Origin of the sequence: Endozoicomonas sp. ALC020, from assembly GCF_049275935.1 — a bacterium.
Lineage (GTDB): Bacteria > Pseudomonadota > Gammaproteobacteria > Pseudomonadales > Endozoicomonadaceae > Endozoicomonas_A.
This window is the reverse complement of sequence record NZ_CP184830.1, coordinates 2,603,513-2,622,365: the sequence shown is the minus strand read 5'-3', so window position 1 is coordinate 2,622,365 and position 18,853 is coordinate 2,603,513. Positions and strand designations below refer to the sequence as shown.

General features: G+C 46.3%; 14 protein-coding genes. 10 read left to right on the top strand and 4 right to left on the bottom strand.

Translation table 11 applies throughout. The features are described from left to right. Positions 1-374 precede the first annotated feature (374 nt). Together ACOJUO_RS09325 and ACOJUO_RS09320 are read right to left on the bottom strand one after the other, a co-directional pair. The gene (locus tag ACOJUO_RS09325; RefSeq protein ID WP_422139622.1) at positions 375-2,861 is read right to left on the bottom strand and encodes an ABC transporter permease; all 2,487 of its coding nucleotides are present in this window, start codon (positions 2,859-2,861) and stop codon (positions 375-377) included. Next, on the bottom strand, positions 2,858-3,601 hold the full coding sequence (locus ACOJUO_RS09320; RefSeq protein ID WP_422136456.1) for an ABC transporter ATP-binding protein: 744 nt from the start codon (positions 3,599-3,601) through the stop codon (positions 2,858-2,860). The genes ACOJUO_RS09325 and ACOJUO_RS09320 overlap by 4 nt, the downstream gene beginning before the upstream one ends. Positions 3,602-3,740: 139 nt before the next feature. On the opposite strand from ACOJUO_RS09320, the gene ACOJUO_RS09315 reads away from it, so the two are divergent. From ACOJUO_RS09315 to ACOJUO_RS09270, 10 genes are all read left to right on the top strand, one after another. Continuing rightward, entirely contained in the window at positions 3,741-4,337 is a 597-nt protein-coding gene (locus ACOJUO_RS09315; RefSeq protein ID WP_422136455.1) for an arylesterase, read from the top strand. Positions 4,338-4,569: 232 nt separating this feature from the next. Next, positions 4,570-5,739, top strand: a complete 1,170-nt coding sequence (locus ACOJUO_RS09310; protein WP_422136454.1) for a hypothetical protein — start codon at positions 4,570-4,572, stop codon at positions 5,737-5,739. A gap of 248 nt (positions 5,740-5,987) precedes the next feature. Continuing rightward, on the top strand, positions 5,988-7,076 hold the full coding sequence (locus ACOJUO_RS09305; RefSeq protein WP_422139621.1) for a hypothetical protein: 1,089 nt from the start codon (positions 5,988-5,990) through the stop codon (positions 7,074-7,076). 329 nt (positions 7,077-7,405) lie between these two features. After that, positions 7,406-8,539: a hypothetical protein gene (locus tag ACOJUO_RS09300; RefSeq protein WP_422139620.1), complete on the top strand. Its 1,134-nt coding sequence runs from the start codon at positions 7,406-7,408 to the stop codon at positions 8,537-8,539. A gap of 360 nt (positions 8,540-8,899) precedes the next feature. Beyond that, complete coding sequence (locus ACOJUO_RS09295) at positions 8,900-10,060, top strand: hypothetical protein (protein ID WP_422139619.1); 1,161 nt, start codon at positions 8,900-8,902, stop codon at positions 10,058-10,060. A gap of 218 nt (positions 10,061-10,278) precedes the next feature. Further along, entirely contained in the window at positions 10,279-11,247 is a 969-nt protein-coding gene (locus ACOJUO_RS09290; protein ID WP_422139618.1) for a hypothetical protein, read from the top strand. Positions 11,248-11,481: 234 nt separating this feature from the next. Next, positions 11,482-12,672, top strand: coding sequence for a hypothetical protein (locus tag ACOJUO_RS09285; protein ID WP_422139617.1), 1,191 nt, complete (start codon positions 11,482-11,484; stop codon positions 12,670-12,672). 565 nt (positions 12,673-13,237) lie between these two features. After that, a complete protein-coding gene (locus ACOJUO_RS09280; protein WP_422136446.1) occupies positions 13,238-14,254 on the top strand; it encodes a hypothetical protein in 1,017 nt (338 codons plus the stop codon). A 226-nt stretch (positions 14,255-14,480) separates the two neighbouring features. Beyond that, positions 14,481-15,671: a hypothetical protein gene (locus tag ACOJUO_RS09275; RefSeq protein WP_422139616.1), complete on the top strand. Its 1,191-nt coding sequence runs from the start codon at positions 14,481-14,483 to the stop codon at positions 15,669-15,671. Between the two features lie 389 nt (positions 15,672-16,060). Further along, complete coding sequence (locus tag ACOJUO_RS09270; protein ID WP_422139615.1) at positions 16,061-17,275, top strand: hypothetical protein; 1,215 nt, start codon at positions 16,061-16,063, stop codon at positions 17,273-17,275. A 97-nt stretch (positions 17,276-17,372) separates the two neighbouring features. On the opposite strand, the gene ACOJUO_RS09265 is transcribed toward ACOJUO_RS09270, so the two are convergent. Beyond that, on the bottom strand, positions 17,373-18,434 hold the full coding sequence (locus tag ACOJUO_RS09265; protein WP_422139614.1) for a patatin-like phospholipase family protein: 1,062 nt from the start codon (positions 18,432-18,434) through the stop codon (positions 17,373-17,375). After that, on the bottom strand, positions 18,434-18,823 hold the full coding sequence (locus ACOJUO_RS09260) for an acyl-CoA thioesterase (protein WP_422139613.1): 390 nt from the start codon (positions 18,821-18,823) through the stop codon (positions 18,434-18,436). The genes ACOJUO_RS09265 and ACOJUO_RS09260 overlap by 1 nt, the downstream gene beginning before the upstream one ends. Positions 18,824-18,853 lie beyond the last annotated feature (30 nt).

Sequence of the window (18,853 nt, the reverse complement as noted above, 5' to 3'; positions counted from 1 at the left end):
AAGTGATCCGTAAAATCACTGTAACATGGACATCATAAATGCCCATAGAGAAAATCGACCCGTTTTCCAGCATCTGAACAGAAGGCACAGATGACCGGAAAAACCACTGCTTCAAAAAAGTTATCCACTTTTCCACAAAAACCCTGATCAAACCCCTGAATGAACTGTGGATAAGTGAGAAACTTCCTCTGAATCTGGCTTCATTGAAGAACTGATCAAAAAACAACCAGCTCATCAATGAATCACTCCCTGCCAACCAGTGGGTGTCGCAAAACTCTAACAGCAAAACTCTAACAACTCGTTCTCACGCTCTGAGGGTGTCGCGAAACTCTCTTCGCCGTGGGAACGAGCTGTTGAAGTTTTGCAACATAAAACTACTTGAGAACAACGCCAGGCGACTGCCTTAGCACACGTCTGATGCCAAGCCAGCCCGATAGGCCAATCAGCAAGGCACTGACAATGGGAAGCGTAAACCAGAGCCAGATAGCTGGCTGCCAGGATAGCTCAAAGACCTGCACATTCAACCACCCGCTACAGATTTCTGTGCCCACCACAGCCATCATGCCGGAGAATGCCCCCAGAATGAAAAACTCGCCTACCTGCATGATCACAAGTTGCTTTCTGCTGCCACCCAGAGATCGAATCAGAGCCCCTTCACGCAGTCGGGTATCAAGACTGGCTTCTATGGCCGATGCCAGAACCAGTAAACCCGCCAGTAATAGCGCCAGAAGCATGGCTTCCACCGCAAGAATGGATTGCTCAAGCATCACCTGCACCTGACTGATAACAGCGTCCATATCCAGCAGACTGATGGTTGGAAACTGTCGAACCAGTTCATTCAACACCAGCCGATCCTGCTGTGGCAGATAAAAACTGTTCAGCCAGGTCGCTGGCAAACCTTTCAGCGAGGCTTCTGGCAAAATCATGTAAAAGTTGGGTTGGAAAGACTCCCACTGAACTTCCCTGATACTGGTGACTTTGGCAGTCACTTTAGTACCTGCAATCATAAACGTCAGTTCATCACCCAACCCAACCCCCAGATGCTCAACAATAGACCTCTCAATGGAAATCTCACCGGTATCACCCGGTTGCCACCACTCCCCTGCCACTACCTCGACTTCAGATGAGGGCTGGTCTGACCAGGTCATGTTCAGCTCACGATGCAGGGAGTTATGATTCCTCTGCTCTTCTGAAACAGCCTCTTTGGCCGAGAGTCCATTGATTTCAATCAGTCGACCCCGAACCATAGGATAGAGAGTGGTTCCGTTTATATCATTGCTCTGCAAGAAGTTCTGAAAGGATTTCACTTCTGCTGGCTGAATATTGATCGCAAAGTAGTTGGGGGTTTTCTCAGGTAATTGTTGTTGCCAGCGTTCCAGCAAATCCGTTCTTACCAAAAGCACCAGAGCCATAGCCATGAACGTCAGGGTGAAAGCTGTTAACTGGGCAGACGTTTGTCCCTGTTCCTGAAGCAGACGTTTCAGACCAAGCCGCCAGGGCATGGGTACGGGTTGCCCAGACAAGCGACGATGAACGCTTGTTAGTCCGGCTTTGATCGCCAGCGTGATGAGTAATATGACGGCGCTGACTCCAAGAATCATTCCCACTGTCATCAACAACTGGCCTGTGTGATACCAGAGCAGCATCAGCATGGTAATCAGAGACAACCCATACACCGACCAGACGCTTGCGGCGGCTGGTGTCAGCTCACGCCTGAGTACCCTCAGTGGCGTAACGTCCCTCAGTCTCAGTAATGGCGCCAGGCCAAATCCGACCAGTGTAATAATGCCGGTCAAACCACCCACTATCATGGGCACAGGACCGGCCTCAGGGAGCCATGGGGGCAAAACATTCGCCAGCAGTTTGACCACCCCCGCCTGTAACAGCCAGCCAATGATGACACCGGGTATTGAAACCAGAACAGCCATCCAGAGCAGTTCTCCGACAAAAATCTGCATAAGCTGATTCTGCTGTGCGCCCATGCACCGCATCACTGCGATACCATCAAAGCGTCGTTCAGCAAATCGACGGCTGGACATAGCAACCGCAATACCGGCCAGAAGCATGGCCGCAATACTGCCCAGTCCCAGAAACTGCTTTAACAGGACGACAGAACCGCGCAGGTCTTCACGATCGTCTTCTGCCAGATTCAGTTTTTCGCTGTCGGATAAAAGGGGCTCAACCTTACTTTTAAATATGGCCAGCTGTTCTGCTTCACCTGCAATCAATGTTTTCCAGTGAACCCGACTTCCCGGCTGGATAATTCCAGTCGCATCCAGATCGTTGATGTTAAACATCAGACGGGGTGACAGACTGTAAAAGCCACTGCCACGATCGGTTTCCAGAGTGATCGCTCGCGCGACTTTGAACTCTGCTTTCCCTAGCAGAAGGGTGTCGCCCACTTCCACTTCCAATAGTGGAAACAGTCTGGGTTCCAACCAGACTTCTCCTTCTCCGGGCGTATCCTCAGTCACTTCATCCGCTACAAAAGGCTGATCAGCCGTTCGCATGTGTCCACGCAGAGGATAATTAAGGGTGACTGCTTTTGCTGACACCAGCTGCATCTGGTCTCCAGCCATAACCACCGACGGAAATTCCAGAACAGTGGCTTGTTCAACAGGTTCGTTCTCTATGGCCTGACTGACCTGTTCAGACAGCTTTTTGGAACTGCTGATGACCAGATCCGCACCCATCACTTCGGCTACCTGTCGACCCAATGAAAGCTGAAGCCTGTCACTGAAAATCGCAATAGAGGTGCTGACGCTCACGGCCATCAGAAGGGATAACATCAACAGCCAGAGTTCACCAGATCGCCAGTCCCTCAGCAGAAAACGCCACGAAAGCAAAAGACTTTGACTCATTTCAGTGCTCCGGGATGTTCAACTTGCTTTTCTTCAGCCTTCGCTTTGGCTATCTCTTCTTCCAGATGCCCCCGGGTCAACTTTAAAACTCGTTGACAGCGGTGGGCCAACTGCAAATCGTGAGTCACCAGAACCAGTGTCGTTTTGTTCTCACGGTTCACCTCGAAGAGCAAGTCGATAATGCTTTCCCCGGTTTTCTCATCCAAGTTGCCCGTCGGTTCGTCAGCAAACAATATCTCCGGCTGCCCGGCAAAAGCTCTGGCAATGGCAACCCGCTGCTGCTCTCCGCCGGATAGCTGTTTTGGGTAGTGGCTCAGCCTTTCAGATAAACCCACCCTGTCGAGTAACGTTCTGGCATCTGCCTCTGCGTTCTCTTTTCCTGCCAGTTCCAGGGGTAACATGACGTTTTCCAGAGCCGTCAGATTAGGCAGAAGATGGAAAGACTGAAAAACAAAACCGGTGTGATCGGCCCTGACCCGGGCTCTGCCGTCTTCATCGAGATGATCAATCCGGTTACCAGCCAGAGCCACCTCGCCTTCAGTAGGCCGATCAAGACCGGCAAGAATGCCCAACAGAGTGGATTTTCCGGACCCTGAAGTCCCGATGATGGCGACAGACTCTCCGGACTTGATCTTGAGATCGAGTCCGGACAAGATGGTGAGCGAACCACTCTGGGCTGTCACTGTTTTACTCAGGGATTGTGCCGAAACGGCAATGGAGGATTCTGTGCTAATGGTCATACGCAGTTGTTTGCCGATGTTTAAATTAATTGTTATTGGGCGGTTGTGTTCCGTGAAAAATAGTTTTCGTTGCCCGCGTTCATATTCGAAGATGACACAACATAGTTTTCTTCGCTTGTGCCTTTTAATACGTTCATGGTTGCTTATCGGATGTTTTGCACTGAGCTGGAGCGCATCCGCTGCCACTGAGAAAACACTGCTGGTTTATGGCGACAGTCTCAGTGCGGCTTACGGTATTGAAATTAATCAAGGCTGGGTTTATTTATTACAGCAAAAAATGCAACAAACCAACCCCGACTGGAAAGTGGTCAATGTCAGTATCAGTGGTGAGACAACAGCAGGAGGCTTGAGTCGGATAAAAACGACACTGGATAAATATAAGCCTGACCTCGTGCTATTGGAATTAGGGGCAAACGACGGACTGCGGGGTACTTCTCTAAAGAGTACGAAACAGAATCTTGAAAAAATGATTAAAATGGCTCAGGCCAAGAAAGTCAGAACCGTCCTTTTTGAGATGCAGATCCCTCCCAATTATGGTCCGCTCTATACCCGTAAATTTACAAATATTTTTCAGGAACTGGGCAAAACCTATAACCTGACTGTTGTGCCTTTCTTTCTGGCAGGAGTAGCGGGTAACAGTGACTTGAATCAGCCCGATGGAATTCACCCAACTGCCGAAGCACAGCCAAAACTGCTCGAAAATGTCTGGACTAGTCTCCAGCCACTCCTGGAGTAAAATTAAATCGCCCGATCTTCTGCCAGCAGGCCTGGGAAAAAGCTGACGCCGACAAACTCCGATCCTGGACGAGCTCTTCATATCACCGGGTTGGGCGGGACTTAACTTTATTTGAACAAATTTACGGGCTGACAGTTCAAATTTTTAGTCTATGCTCACATTCGTTTTTTTATTAAAGACGGATTCAGACGTGTGTCGTTATTTTATTCATCAATCGAGATGGCTTCTTTCATTGGTTTTGTTATTTAGCCTGCAAGTGCTGGCTGCACCCTGTAAAAATTGCGGCAAAGAGAGCGAGCCCGGTAAGGAAGGGCAAATGTTGTGCCAAACCTGTGACTCCGGAAAACTTACTGCTCCTCCTCCCAGTCCGTCATCCCCCGCTAATGAAGCTTTGCAGGGCTCGGCTGCTATAAAGAACGCCATTGAGCCAACGACCGATGAGATACCTGCGCCCCCGTCATCACCCTTCAGGATTTTGTTGGTGAATGATGAAAATGAAGATGTGTTGAATGCCCGGATTCAACTCAGCGACGAGACTTTCGATGCTTTTGATCACAAAGATGACAATGCATATACAACACTTTCCAAATTGCTTGCTCGGTATATGACAAAGATTGCCGGGAAAATGAATCTGAATGAACTGGAAATGACTTTCCAGGAAGAGCATCACAATCGTAAGAAAAAGGAGGGGCTGGATTATCAACACCGGCATGATTGTCTGGTATTTTTCATCCGTCAATTTCATAAGCAAATAAGGGGGCGGTTTAAGGAAGAGCAAACGGGGATGATGCAAAAACTGCATCAGGCAGCGCTTGGTGCAGGAGCTGCAGAAACAGAAAAGAGGCCAATCCATGAAAAGGCAAGAGCTTTGACTCGTGAGAGCGCCACGAAAATAGAACCACCTGAATGGCCTGACCTGTCAGGTATGGGAATGACTCTCCTGCTAAGTACTGAATTTCAGAACGAGCAACTGATGATGGATCTTACTTCTGTTTTTCAGGCTATTCAGGAAGGAAATATGATACAGCTGATTATTACTCTAACGGTGGCAGCAGATGGGGGTAATCAGGCTGCCGCAGGCATACCTACCTGGTTGATGCTTGGTGCTATTATTCCCGACCCTGCTATGAACGGTGATACAGAGTCTGCGGACATGCACCTGTTAATCGGAACCCAGCAGCCACTGCATGTTAATCAACAAAATTTAATGAACGTACTCATAGCTACAATAGAGATAGTGGGTCAAAACGAGCAAAATGCTGATTTATCTTTACACTTTTTTCAGAGCCTTCAAATGAATATTCAAGATAACGAAGATCCTCTATCATCAATCCCCAATATCGAGAATTCGATTAATCCTAATCTTCCCGTTAGCGGATTTGCCACCAAGCAAGGCCTTTAGAAGAGTCCCTCACATCATCGAGTCGGACGGGACTCAACTTTATTTGAACAAATTTTCGGGCTGGCAGTTCAAAATTTTAGTCTATGCTCACATTCGTTTCTTTATTAAGGAAGGGTTTAGATGTGCATCATTATTTTATTCATCAATTGAGATGGCTTCTTTCATTTATTTTGTTATTTAGCATACAAGTGTCGGCTAACCCCTGTAAAAATTGTGGCGAAGAGAGCGAGCCCGGTAAGGATGGGCAAATGTTTTGCCAAACCTGTGATTCCGGAAAACTTACTTATCCAGCCCTCAGTCGGTCATCCCACACTAATAAACGTTTGAAACGCTCCGCAGCTAAAAAGAGCGCCACCATGACAACGAACGATGAGATACCTGCCCCCTCATGTTTAGATCCGTTACCCTTCAGGATCTTGTTAGCGAAAGATGAAAATGAAGACGTGTTGATGGCTCGAGTTCAAGTCACTGATAAGACTATGGACGCTTTTGAGCGGAAAGATGGCAAAGCATATACTAAGGCTCTTGCCAAGTTGCTCGCTATGATTATGGACAAGATTGCCAGAAACATGAAGGTGGATCAACTGGACATGAGTTTCGAGGATGAGCATCACGGTCATAAGAGAAAGGAGCAGTGGGATCATCGACACTGGCATAAGTCCCTGGCATATTTTATCTATCAATGTGAAAAGCAAATGAAGCGTCGGGGTGAGGAAGAGCAAACAGGGATGATGCAAAAGCTGCATCAGGCAGCGCTTGGTGCAGGAGCTGCAGAGACAGAAAAGAGACCAATCCATGAAAAGGCAAGAGCTTTGACTCGTGAGAGCGTCATGAAAATAGAACCACCTCAATGGCCTGACCTGTCAGCTATGGGAATGACTCTCTTGCTTAGTACTGAGTTTCAGAACGACCAACTGATGATGGATCTCAGTTCTGTTTTTCAGGCTATTCAGGAAGGAAATATGATACAGCTGATTATTACTCAAAACGTGGCAGCAGATGAGGGCAATCAGGCTGCCGCAGTCATACCTACCTGGTTGATGCTTGGCGCTATTATTCCCGACCCTGCTATGAACGTTGATACAGAGTCTGCGGATATGCACCTGTTAATCGGAACCCAGCAGCCACTGCTTGTTAATCAACAAAATTTAATGAACGTACTCGTAGCCACAATAGAGATAGCGGGTCAAAACGAGCAAAATGCTGATTTATCTTTACACTTTTTTCAGAGCCCTCAAATCAATATTCAGGTTAACGAAGATCCTCTATCATCAATCCCCAACATCGAGAATTCGATTAATCCTAATCTTCCCGTTAGCGGATTTACCACCAAGTAAAGCCTTTTGACGTCGGAATAAGACAATAACGGCAATCATCAGACACTTAGGAGTCAGAAGACGTTTGTTCTGCTGACTCTTCTCTACGCTGACAGCGATTAAACCGTCTGCCAGACTGACGCGCAACCTCTGGTCAGTTACAGAGTCTTCAAAGCAATTTTTTTTTCGCCGTTCGCCGGTAATGGTTTCTGCGGAAGTTTCCTGCTTTTTCAAATTGGAAATCGGGTTCACCTCCAAGCTCATTTCATATTGGAGGAGACTTTTTGGCTGGCAGTGCAAAATTTTAATCTAAGCTCAAGTTCGGTCTTTCATTAAGAGCGAATTGAGATATGCATTATTATTTTATTCATCAATCGAGATGGCTTTCTTTATTCGTTTTGTTATCCAGCCTGCAAGTGCTGGCTACACCCTGTAAAAATTGCGGCAAAGAAATTGAGCACGGGAAGGACAAACAAATGTTCTGCCTAACCTGTGATTCCGGCAAGTCTGCTTCTCCGCCTCTTGATCCGTCATCCTCCGCTGATCAAAGTTTGAAAAGCTCTGCAGCTAAAAACGCCACCGGAGCAACGAACTCCGAGAAACCTTTTCCCGAGTTTTTACCTTTCAGGATCTTGTCGTTTGACGCGGATGAAAATGATGATGTGCTTGTTGTTGAAGCTCAATTGAGTGGCTTGGCTATCGATGCTTTTGAGCGAGGAAATGGCGATGCATTGGCTGAGTATATTGCTCAAAGTCAGATAAATCTTGCTGGTCATATGAAGGTGGATCATCTGAAAATCAAGTTTGTGGAGGGGACTCGACTGCAACAAATATCGAAGATGGTGGAGCAAAAGCAAAAGCAGTTGGAGCTCGCGCAAAAAATTCACCAGGCAGTGCTCAGTGCAGGAGCTGCTGAAGGAACAAAAATAGTAAAGATGCCAATCCATGAAAGGGTAGAAAATCTGACTAGTGAAAGAGCCGCGAAAATAGACCCATCTCAATGGCCGGACCTGTCAGATATGGGAATGGTCCACCTGCTCACTGCTGAGTTTCAGAATTCCCCACTGATGATGGATCTTACTTCTGTTTTTCAAGCTATTCAGCAAGGAAACATGATACAGCTGATCATTACTCGAATGGCGGTAGCAGATGAGGGCAATAAGACTGCCGAAGGCACAGTTACGCCTCTGATATTCGCCGCTATTATTCCAAACCCTTTTATGGCAGGTCAAACAAAGTCTGCAGATATGCATCTGTTATTGGGAAGCCCGCCAGTGCATGTTAATCAAGATAATTTAATGAACGCACTCACAGCCGTTATGAATGTAGTCAGTGAACACGAGCACAATGCTGATTTATCTTTACACTTTTTTCTTAGCCCTCAAATCAACATTCAGGATAACGGAGATCCACTGTCATCAATCCCCAATATTGAGAATTCTATTAATCCTAATTTTCCTGTTAGCGGATTTGCCACTAAGTAAGGCCTTTTGACGTCGGAATAAGACAATAACTGCCATCATCACACATTTAGGAGTCAGAAGACGTTTGTTCTGATGACTCTGTTCTATGCTGACGGGATGGTTGGGCGGGACTGGCCTTTCTGCAAGTTGCAACGTAGTCAGAGTGCCTGAACAATAATTCAGAAAATATGATTTCGTATGGTTGAATACTTAGTCTATGCTCACATTCGTTTCTTATTAAGGGCTGATTGAGATATGCATCCTTATTTTATTCATCAATCGAGATGGCTCTTTTTATCTGTTTTATTATTTAGCCTGCAAGTGCTGGCTACCCCCTGCAGGAATTGCGGCAAAGAGAGTGAACCCGGTAAGGATGGGCAAATGTTCTGCCGAACCTGTGATTCCGGGAAACTTACTTCTCCACCTCCCAGTCCGTTATCCACTATTGATAAAGGTTTGAAAAGATCCGCAGCCAGAATGAATGCCACTGAGGCGACGAACGATGAGTTATCTGCTCACTCAGAGTCAGATTCGTCACCCTTCGGGATCTGGGTAATGAGTGATGAAAATGAAGATCTGTTGAATGTTCAAGTTGAAGTCAGTGACAGGACTGTAGATGCTTTTGAGCGAAAAGATGGCAATGCATATGCCAAGTCACTTGCTAAAGTACTTGCTCAGAATATGGCAAAGATTGCCAGAAACCTGAAGGTGAATCAGCTGGACATCAGTTTCAAGGAGGAGCATCACTGTCATCAGAAAAAGGAGAGGCGAGATCATCAACATCTGCATAAGTCCCTGGCATTTTTTATACGTCACTTTCAAAAGCAGTTAGAGGTGCAGGATAATCAAGAACTGCATAACTCCCTGGCATTTTTTATACGTGACTTCAAGCAGATGGAGGTGCGGGATCAGCTGCAAGAGCAGCAGGAGATGATGCAAAAACTGCATCAGGCAGCGCTTGGTTCAGGCGCTATAGAGAAAGAAAAGATGCCAATCCATGAAAAGGCAATAGCTTTGACTCGCGAAAGAGCCACGAAAATAGACCCATCTCAATGGCCAGACCTGTCAGATGCGGGAATGACTCTCCTGCTCAGTATTAAGTATCAGAATGACCTGCTGATGATGGATCTTACTTCTGTTTTTCGGGCTATCCAGGAAGGAAATATGATACAGCTTATCGTTACTCAAAGGGTGGCAGCAGATGAGGGTAATCAGGTTGCCGCAGGCACAACCAGGCTGTTCATGCTTGGCGCAATTGTGCCAGCTCCTGCTACAGACGATGATACAGTGTCTATGGATATGCACGTGTTAATCGGGACCCAGCAGCCACTGCATGTTAATCAACAAAATTTAATGAACATACTCATAGCCGCTAAGGAGGTGGCTGGTGAATACGAGCACGGTGCCGATTTATCTTTATACTTTTTTCTAAGCCCTCAAATCAATATTCAGATTAACGAAGATCCTCTATCATCAATCCCCGATATCGAACATTCGATTAATCGTAATCTTCCTGATAGCGCATTGTCACCGAAGCTGTGAGAGGACAATAAGTGCAATCACCACAGACTCAGGAATCAGAAGACGTTTGTTCTGATGACGTGATTTGACCACATCATGAATTAACCTCCGCTCCCGGAAGAGCCCCTCAAATCATCGGGCCGGACGGGACGAGCCTTTCTTTAAGAAATTTTCCGGCTGTAAAGGAAAATTTTTAGTCTAAGCTCAGATTCGTTTTTCTATTAAAGGCGGATTGAGATATGCATCATGATTTTATTCATCAATCGCGATGGCTCTTTTTATCTGTTTTGTTATTTAGCCTGCAAGTGTCGGCTACCCACTGTAAGCTTTGCGGCAAAGAGAGCGAGCCCGGTAAAGATGGGCAAATGTTCTGCCAAACCTGTGATTCCGGAAAGTCTGCTTCTCCACCCCATGATCCGCCATCCTTCTCTGATGAAGGTTTGAAAAGCTCTGCCGCCGAAAAGAAGGCCACCGAAGCAACAAACGATGAGATACCTGCTCAGGACAAGACGAACATTTTAGAGTTCAGGGAGCTGTGGAAAGAGTTGATGGACTCGTGGGCTCCGCTGCAAGCACAGCCGGAGATGATGCAAATGCTGCATCAGGCAGAACTTAGTGCAGGAGCTACAGAGACAGAAAGGATGCCAATCCATGAAAAGGTAAGAGCTTTGATCCGTAAGAGACACTCGAAAGAAAACCGATTTAAATCGTCGAACATGTCATATATGAAAAAGGTTTATCTGCTCAGTGTCGGGTTTCAGAATTCACAACTGGCGATGGATCCTGCTTCTGTTTTTCAGGTTATTCAGAGAGGAGATATGATACAACTGAGCATTTCTGCTCAAATGGTGGAAGCAGATGCGGGCAATCAGGTTGCCGCAGCCGCCACAACCAGGCTGCTGGAGATTCATGGAGCTATTATTCCAGACCCTGCTACGGAGGGTGATGCAGAGTCTACAGATATGCACCTGTTCATCGGAACCCAGCAGCCGCTGCGTGTAAATCAACAAAACCTAATGAGCGTACTCACAGCCACCATGGAGGTAGTTGCTGAAAACTCGCACAATAATGATGCATCTCTACACTTTCATTTGATCCCACAAACGTCTATTCCGCCCGACGAAGATCCTCTACTGCCATCCTCCAATATCGAAGATTGGATCAATCGTAATCTTCCCGATAGCGGATCTGCCACTGATCAGTTGTGACGCTGGAATAAGACAATAACTGCAACCATCACAGACTCAGAAGTCAGAAGACGTTTGTTCTGCTGATTCTGACAGTGCGGTTTGACCGCATCATAAACTGATCTCTGATCCCGGGCGAGCTGTCATATTATCGGTTTGGGCTGAGCTTGCCTTTCTTTAAGACATTCCCTGGCTTGCAGTGCAAAATTTTAGTCTATGCTCAAATCCGTTTTTTTATTAAAGGCGAATTAGTGTATGCATCATTATTTTATTCATCAATCGAGATGGCTTTCTTTATTTGTTTTGTTACTTAGCGCGCAGGTGCTGGCTGCACCTTTTACCTGTGAGAGGTGCGGCAAAGAGTTTTTCTGCCGAACCTGTGATTCCGGGAACTCTACTTCTACACCTTCTGGTCCGTCATCCTGTGCTTATAAAGATATGAAAAGCTCTGCAGCTAAAAACACCAGCGGAGCAACGAACTCTGAGAGACCTGATCTCGAAGAGTTTTATCTGCCAGCCTACAGATTCTCGTCGGTAGAGAAAGGTGAAAATGGTGATTCGTTGATTGTTCAAGTTAAAGTCCGAGAGAGTGTTATTGATGCTATCGAGCGGGCAGCAGTAGAGAAAGAAGGCGATGCATGTACCAAGTCATTGGCTGAGCTAATTGCTTCTAAGCTTGTAGCTATTGGCAATCACAGCAAGATAGATCATGTGAATTTTAAGTTGGATGAGGGGGATCAGGAACGTCTGCCAAAGCTATTTGAGATGGTGGAGCAAAAGCAAAAGCAGATCGAGTTCTTGAAAAAAATGTTTCTGGCAGCGCGTGGTGCAAAAGTCGAACGGACAATAATGGCAAGGAGTATAATCCATGAAAGAGCAGAGGTTCTGACTCGTGAAAGAGCCGCGAATATAGACCCATCTCAATGGCCAAACCTGTCGTATATGGGAATGACTCACCTGCTCACTGCTGAGTTTCAGAACGCCTCACTGATGTTCGATCTTACTGCTGCTTTTCAAGCTATTCAGGAAGGAAATATGATACAGCTGATCATTACCCGAATGGCGGCTGCAGATGAGGGCAATCAGGCTGCCGCTGGCACAGTCACGCCGGTGATGCTTGCAGCTCTTATTGAAGGCCCCACTCAGCGCCGTGATCAAGCAGAGTCTCCGAATGTTCATCTGGTATGGGGAACCCCGCCAATGATTTATAATGATATGAACTTGCCCCCGCCACTGCGTTTTAATCAACATGATTTAATGGATGCACTCACAGCCATTATGAGTGTGGTCAGTGAATACGAGCAAAATGCTGATTTATCTTTACACTTTTTTACGACGCCTCAAACGTATATTCAGAATAACGAAGATCCTCTATTATCAATCCCCAATATCGAACATTCGATTAATCGTAATCTTCCCGATAGCGCATTTTCAGCGAAAATGTAATAAGACTAAGTACCTGGCCAGTTGGTTTCGCATATTCTGGCGAGTGGATTTTTTCATCCTTCAAGGCGCAACGACGGGCGCGTAGCCGTAGCTACGCAACCAGAGTTGGAACGCAGAAGGATGGAAAAAGCCGCCGTCCAGAATATGTGAAACCAACTGGTTAGGTACTTACTAAATGCAATCCTCACAGACTCAGGAGTCAGGAGACGTTTGTTCTGCTGAGTCTGACAGTGCGGTTTGACCGCATACTAACCTCTGATCCTGGGCGAGCTGTCGTATTATCGGTTCGGGCTGAGCTTGCCTTTCTTTATGAAATGCCCTGGCTTGCAGTGCAAAATTTTAGTCTATGCTCATATTCGTTTTTTTATTAAGGGCGCATTGGTATATGCATCTTTATTTTATTCATCAATCGAGATGGCTTTCTTTATTTGTTTTGTTACTTAGCGTGCAAGTGCTGGCTTCCCCCTGTACCTGTGAGAGGTGCGGCAAAGAGCTTTTCTGCCGAACCTGTGATTCCGGGAACTCTACTTCACCTTCTGGTCCGTCATCCTCTGCTGATGAAGATATGAAAAGCTCTGCAGCTAAAAACACCACCGGAGCAACGAACTCTGAGATACCTGATCCCGAGGCGTTTGATCCGATACCCTATAGATTCTCGGCGGTAGAGAAGGGTGAAAATGGTGATTCGTTGATTGTCCAGGTTAAAGTCCAAAGTAGGGTTATTGATGCTATCCAGCGTGCAGAAACACAAGAAGATGGCGATGCATCTTCCAAGGGATTGGCTGAGCTAATTGCTTCTAATCTTGTAGATATGAGCAATATCAGAGGGATAGATCATGTCAATTTTAAGTTAGATGAGGGGGATCAGGAACGTCTGCCAAAGCTATTTGAGATGGTGGAGCAAAAGCAAAAGCAGATGGAGTTCCTGGAAAAAATGTATCTGGCAGCGTGCAGTGCGGGAGCCGGACAGACACTAATGTTAAAGACGCCAATCCATTTTAGGGTAGAGGCTCTGTCTCGTGAAAGAGCGGCGAAAATAGACCCATCTCAATGGCCAGACCTGTCATATATGGGAATGACTCACCTGCTCACTGCTGAGTTTCAGAACGCCTCACTGATGATCGATCTTACTGCTGTTTTTCAAGCTATTCAGGAAGGAAATATGATACAGCTGATCATTACTCAAACGGTTGCAGCAGATGAGGGCAATCAGGCTGCCGCTGGCACAGTCACGCCGGTGATGCTTGCAGCTATTATTCCAGAAGCCTTCAATCGTTACAGCAGCTGTTCAGAGTCCACGAATATTCATCTGGTATGGGGAACCCCAGCAATGCTTTTTAATGATATACACCTGCCTCTGCCACTGCATTTTAATAATCAACATAGTAATTTAATGAATGCACTCACAGCCATTATGAATGTGGTCAGTGAATACGAGCAAAATGCTGATTTATCTTTACACTTTTTTGTGGCTCCTCAAACGTATATTCAGAATAACGAAGATCCTCTATTATCAATCCTCAATATCGAACATTCGATTAATCGTAATCTTCCCGATAGTGCATTTTCAGCGAAGATGTAACAAGACTATAAATGCAATCATCACAGACTCAGGCGTCAGAAGACGTTTGTTCTGCTGATTCTGACAGTGCGGTTTGACCGCATCATAAACTGACCTCTGATCCTGGGCGAGCTGTCATATTATCGGTTTGGTCTGAGCTTGCCTTTCTTTAAGAAATTCCCTGGCTTGCAGTGCAAAATTTTAGTCTATGCTCATATTCGTTTTTTTATTAAGGGCGAATTGAGATATGCATCATTATTTTATTCATCAATCGAGATGGCTTTCTTTATTTGTTTTGTTACTTAGCGTGCAAGTGCTGGCTGCACCCGGTACCTGTAAGAGGTGCGGCAAAGAGGTGTTCTGCCGAACCTGTGATTCCGGGAACTCTACTTCTCCACCTTCTGGTCCGTCATCCTCTGCTGATGAGGACATGAAAAGCTCTGCAGCTAAAACCACCGGAGCAACGAACTCTGAGACACCTAATTCCGTGGAGTTATATCTGAAACCCTATAGATTCTTGTCGGTAAAGAGGGAAAATGATGACACGTTGATAGTTCAATTTAAAATCAGAGACTGGGCTATTGATGATATCGAAAGGGCGGAAACAGAAGAAGATGGCGATGCATGTGCCATGGCATTTGCTGAGCAAATGGCTTCTAATCTTGTAGATATGCGCAATATCATCAAAGGGATAAATCATGTTAATTTTGAGTTGGAGGAGGGGGATCAGGAACGTCTGCCAAAGCTATTTAAGATGGTGGAGCAAAAGCAAAAGCAGATCGAGTTCTTGCAAAAAATGTATCTGGCAGCGCTTGGTGCAGAAGACGAACGAGCAATAACGTATAGAAGGTGGACAATCCATGAAAGAGTAGATGCTCTGACTCGTGAAAGAGCCGCGAATATAGACCCATCTCAATGGCCGGACCTGTCGTATATGGGAATGACTCACCTGCTCACTGCTGAGTTTCAGAACGCCTCACTGATGTTCGACCTTACTGCTGTTTTTCAGGCTATTCAGGAGGGAAATATGATACAGCTGATCATTACCCGAATGGCGGCTGCAGATGAGGGCAATCAGGCTGCCGCTGGCACAGTCACGCCCGTGATGCTTGCAGCTCTTATTGAAGACCCCACTCAGCGCCGTGATCAAGCAGAGTCTCCGAATGTTCATCTGGTATGGGGAGCCCTGCCAATGATTTATCATGATGAGAACCTGCCCCCGCCACTGCGTTTTAATCAACATGATTTAATGGATGCACTCACAGCGATTATGAATGTGGCCAGTGAATACGAGCAAAATGCTGATTTATCTTTACACTTTTTTGTGGCTCCTCAAACGTATATTCAGAATAACGAAGATCCTCTATCATCAATCCCCGATATCGAACATTCGATTAATCGTAATCTTCCCGATAGTGCATTTTCAGCGAAGATGTAACAAGACTAAGTACCTGGCCAGTTGGTTTCGCATATTCTTGCGAGTGGATTTTTTCATCCTTCAAGGCGCAACGGCGGGCGCGTAGCCATAGCTACGCAACCAGAGTTGGAACGCAGAAGGATGGAAAAAGCCGCCGTCCAGAATATGTGAAACCAACTGGTTAGGTACTTATAAATGCAATCATCACAGACTCAGGCGTCAGAAGACGTTTGTTCTGCTGATTCTGACAGTGCGGTTTGACCGCATCATAAACTGACCTCTGATCCTGGGCGAGCTGTCATATTATCGGTTTGGTCTGAGCTTGCCTTTCTTTAAGAAATGCCCTGGCTTGCAGTGCAAAATTTTAGTCTATGCTCATATTCGTTTTTTTATTAAGGGCGAATTGGGATATGCATCATTATTTTATTCATCAATCGAGATGGCTTTCTTTATTTGTTTTGTTACTTAGCGCGCAAGTGCTGGCTTCCCCCTGTACCTGTAAGAGGTGCGGCAAAGAGCTTTTCTGCCGAACCTGTGATTCCGGGAACTCTACTTCACCTCCTTCTGCTCCGTCATCCTCTGCTGATGAAGATATAAAAAGCTCTGCAGCTAAAAACACCACCGGAGCAACGAACTCTGAGATACCTGATCCCGAGGCGTTTGATCCGATACCCTATAGATTCTCGTCAGTAGAGAAGGGTGAAAATGGTGATTCGTTGATTGTCAAGGTTAAAGTCCGAGGCAGGGTTATTGATGCTATCCAGCGTGCAGAAACAGAAGAAGATGGCGATGCATCTACCAAGGGATTGGCTGAGCTAATTGCTTCTAATCTTGTAGATATGAGCAATCTCAGAGAGATAGATCATGTCAATTTTACGTTGGATGAGGGGGATCAGGAACGTCTGCCAAAGCTATTTGAGATGGTGGAGCAGAAGCAAAAGCAGATGAAGTTCCTGGAAAAAATGTATCTGGCAGCGCGTACTGCGGGAGCCGGACAGACAGTAATGTTAAAGACGCCAATCCATGTCAGGGTAGAAGCATTGTCTCGTGAAAGAGCGGCGAAAATAGACCCATCTCAATGGCCGGACCTGTCATATATGGGAATGACTCACCTACTCACTGCTGAGTTTCATAACGCCTCACTGATGTTCGATCTTACTGCTGTTTTTCAAGCTATTCAGGAAGGAAATATGATACAGCTGATCGTTACTCGAATGGCGGTGGCCGATGCGGGTAATCAGGCTGCCGCTGGCACAGTCACGCCGGTGATGCTTGCAGCTATTATTCCAGAAGCCTTCAATCCTTGCAGCAGCTGTTCAGAGTCTACCAATGTTCATCTGGTATGGGGAACCCCAGCAATGCTTTTTAATGATCTACACCTGCCTCTGCCACTGCATTTTAATAATCAACACAGTAATTTAACGAATGCACTCACAGCCATTATGAATGTAGTCAGTGAAAACGAGCACAATGCAGATTTATCTTTACACTTTTTTATGAGCCCTCAATCGTATATTCAGAATGACGGAGATCGCCCTGTATCGTGTGAAATCTATCACAACCCTTCGCTTTATCTTGGTCTTCCCGTCAGTGAAGTTGCCGTTGATAGTGGAATAAAACAATAAGCGCAATCATCACAGGTTCGGGAGCCAGAAGACGTTTGTTCTGCTGATTCCTTTGAATGGTAAACTATGACTTTCGGTGCCATTCTGACCTCTCTTCTTAAAGAGGTTTCACTTTCTGTCGAATCTTTCCTGTTTCGATAGCTTCCAGAAAAGCGTCTCCCAATCTGTCACTTTCTTTAATGACTTTTTGCCAGTACTTAACCCTTTCATCAAAAGAAAAGGTTTTAAAATCGGTTCTGTCCGGAATTTTGCCATAGGGAAGTTTGCTGACAAAGGATTCAGAAGGGTACACCAAAACCAGCTTGTCACAGTGTTCAATGGCCGGTTTTCGCCACCTCAGGCTTTTATCAAACCAGCCAGGCACGATTCGTTGATAGAAGTGAGGGTAAAGAATCAGGCCCTCTCCCTTCGGAAATGCCATGTCAAAATGGTAGTCTGTGATGCCGCCATCCCGATACACACCTTTCGGGGCACCGGCAATATTCCGCACCCCTTCCATCGCCAGAGGAATTGATCCGGAAGCCATAATGACATCCAGCATATTCTCTTCGGATAAAGAAACCCTCTCTGTTGGCAGGTTGTCCATTTTGTAGAACGGAGCATTGGCATCAGGATGATGGAAAAGCGTTCTGGTAAAAAAAGCCCCCAGTGTTTTGCGGCTGAATGTATTGCCGATTGCTGCAAGGCTGAGTCCCGAGAGCTGTTTCAGGTTCACATCGCTTTTGATAAGCCCCCGGCTCTTGGCTGCAATCAGGTTAAATCTTATGACCCCATTGGCAAGAATCTCGTTTGCTCCATTCTCACCCAACATGTCCCGGGCCAGAACCCGGCACTTTCGGCTGACCTCCGCAGCATCTGGCTCTATTGAATACTCTGTCAGCAAGTAACCCTGTTCAAGCCGGTGGTGAGCTTCGAGGGCATTTTCCTGAGCATAACAACTGAGGCGCCACGCTCCCGCAGACGTGCCTAAGAGGTTCAGGGGCTGCTGTCTGTCTTTAAAATATTCACCGATCAGACACTTGTCCAGACCTGTTAACACGAACCATTTGGGGCCGCCTGAAGCCCCCAGCATGATATCAATACCGGACTGGGGAAGACCTTCATCTCGTATTTTTTCCAGAGCTGTGGAACCGGCCCTGATTTCAAAGACATCAGTCATTACTGAACGTGCTCTAACAACGCTTGCCGGATATCTTCAGGAATGGAAGTCGCTTTTCCGGCTGCAAAATCATAATGAATCACCACCGCCTTGCCACGTGCCGCCAGAACGTTGTTCTGCCAGGCTTCATGATGGATATGCATGGATGAATTACCCACCTTTTCAAGACAGGTTCTGATCTCGACGTCAGCCCCGTACTTTAGCTCTGCAGTATAATCCACTTCAATTCTGGCAATAATCAGTCGCCAGCTTTCTGTATCGAGACCGGGAGTAAACAGACGACAAATCGGCTCTCTGGCCTGTTCAAACCAGACGGGCAGAACCGTGTTATTGATATGCCCGAGGGCATCTGTCTCACAAAATCGGGGAGCAAGGGTATGCAGGTACATCAGTGTTCTTCTTTATAATTGGAAACCTGG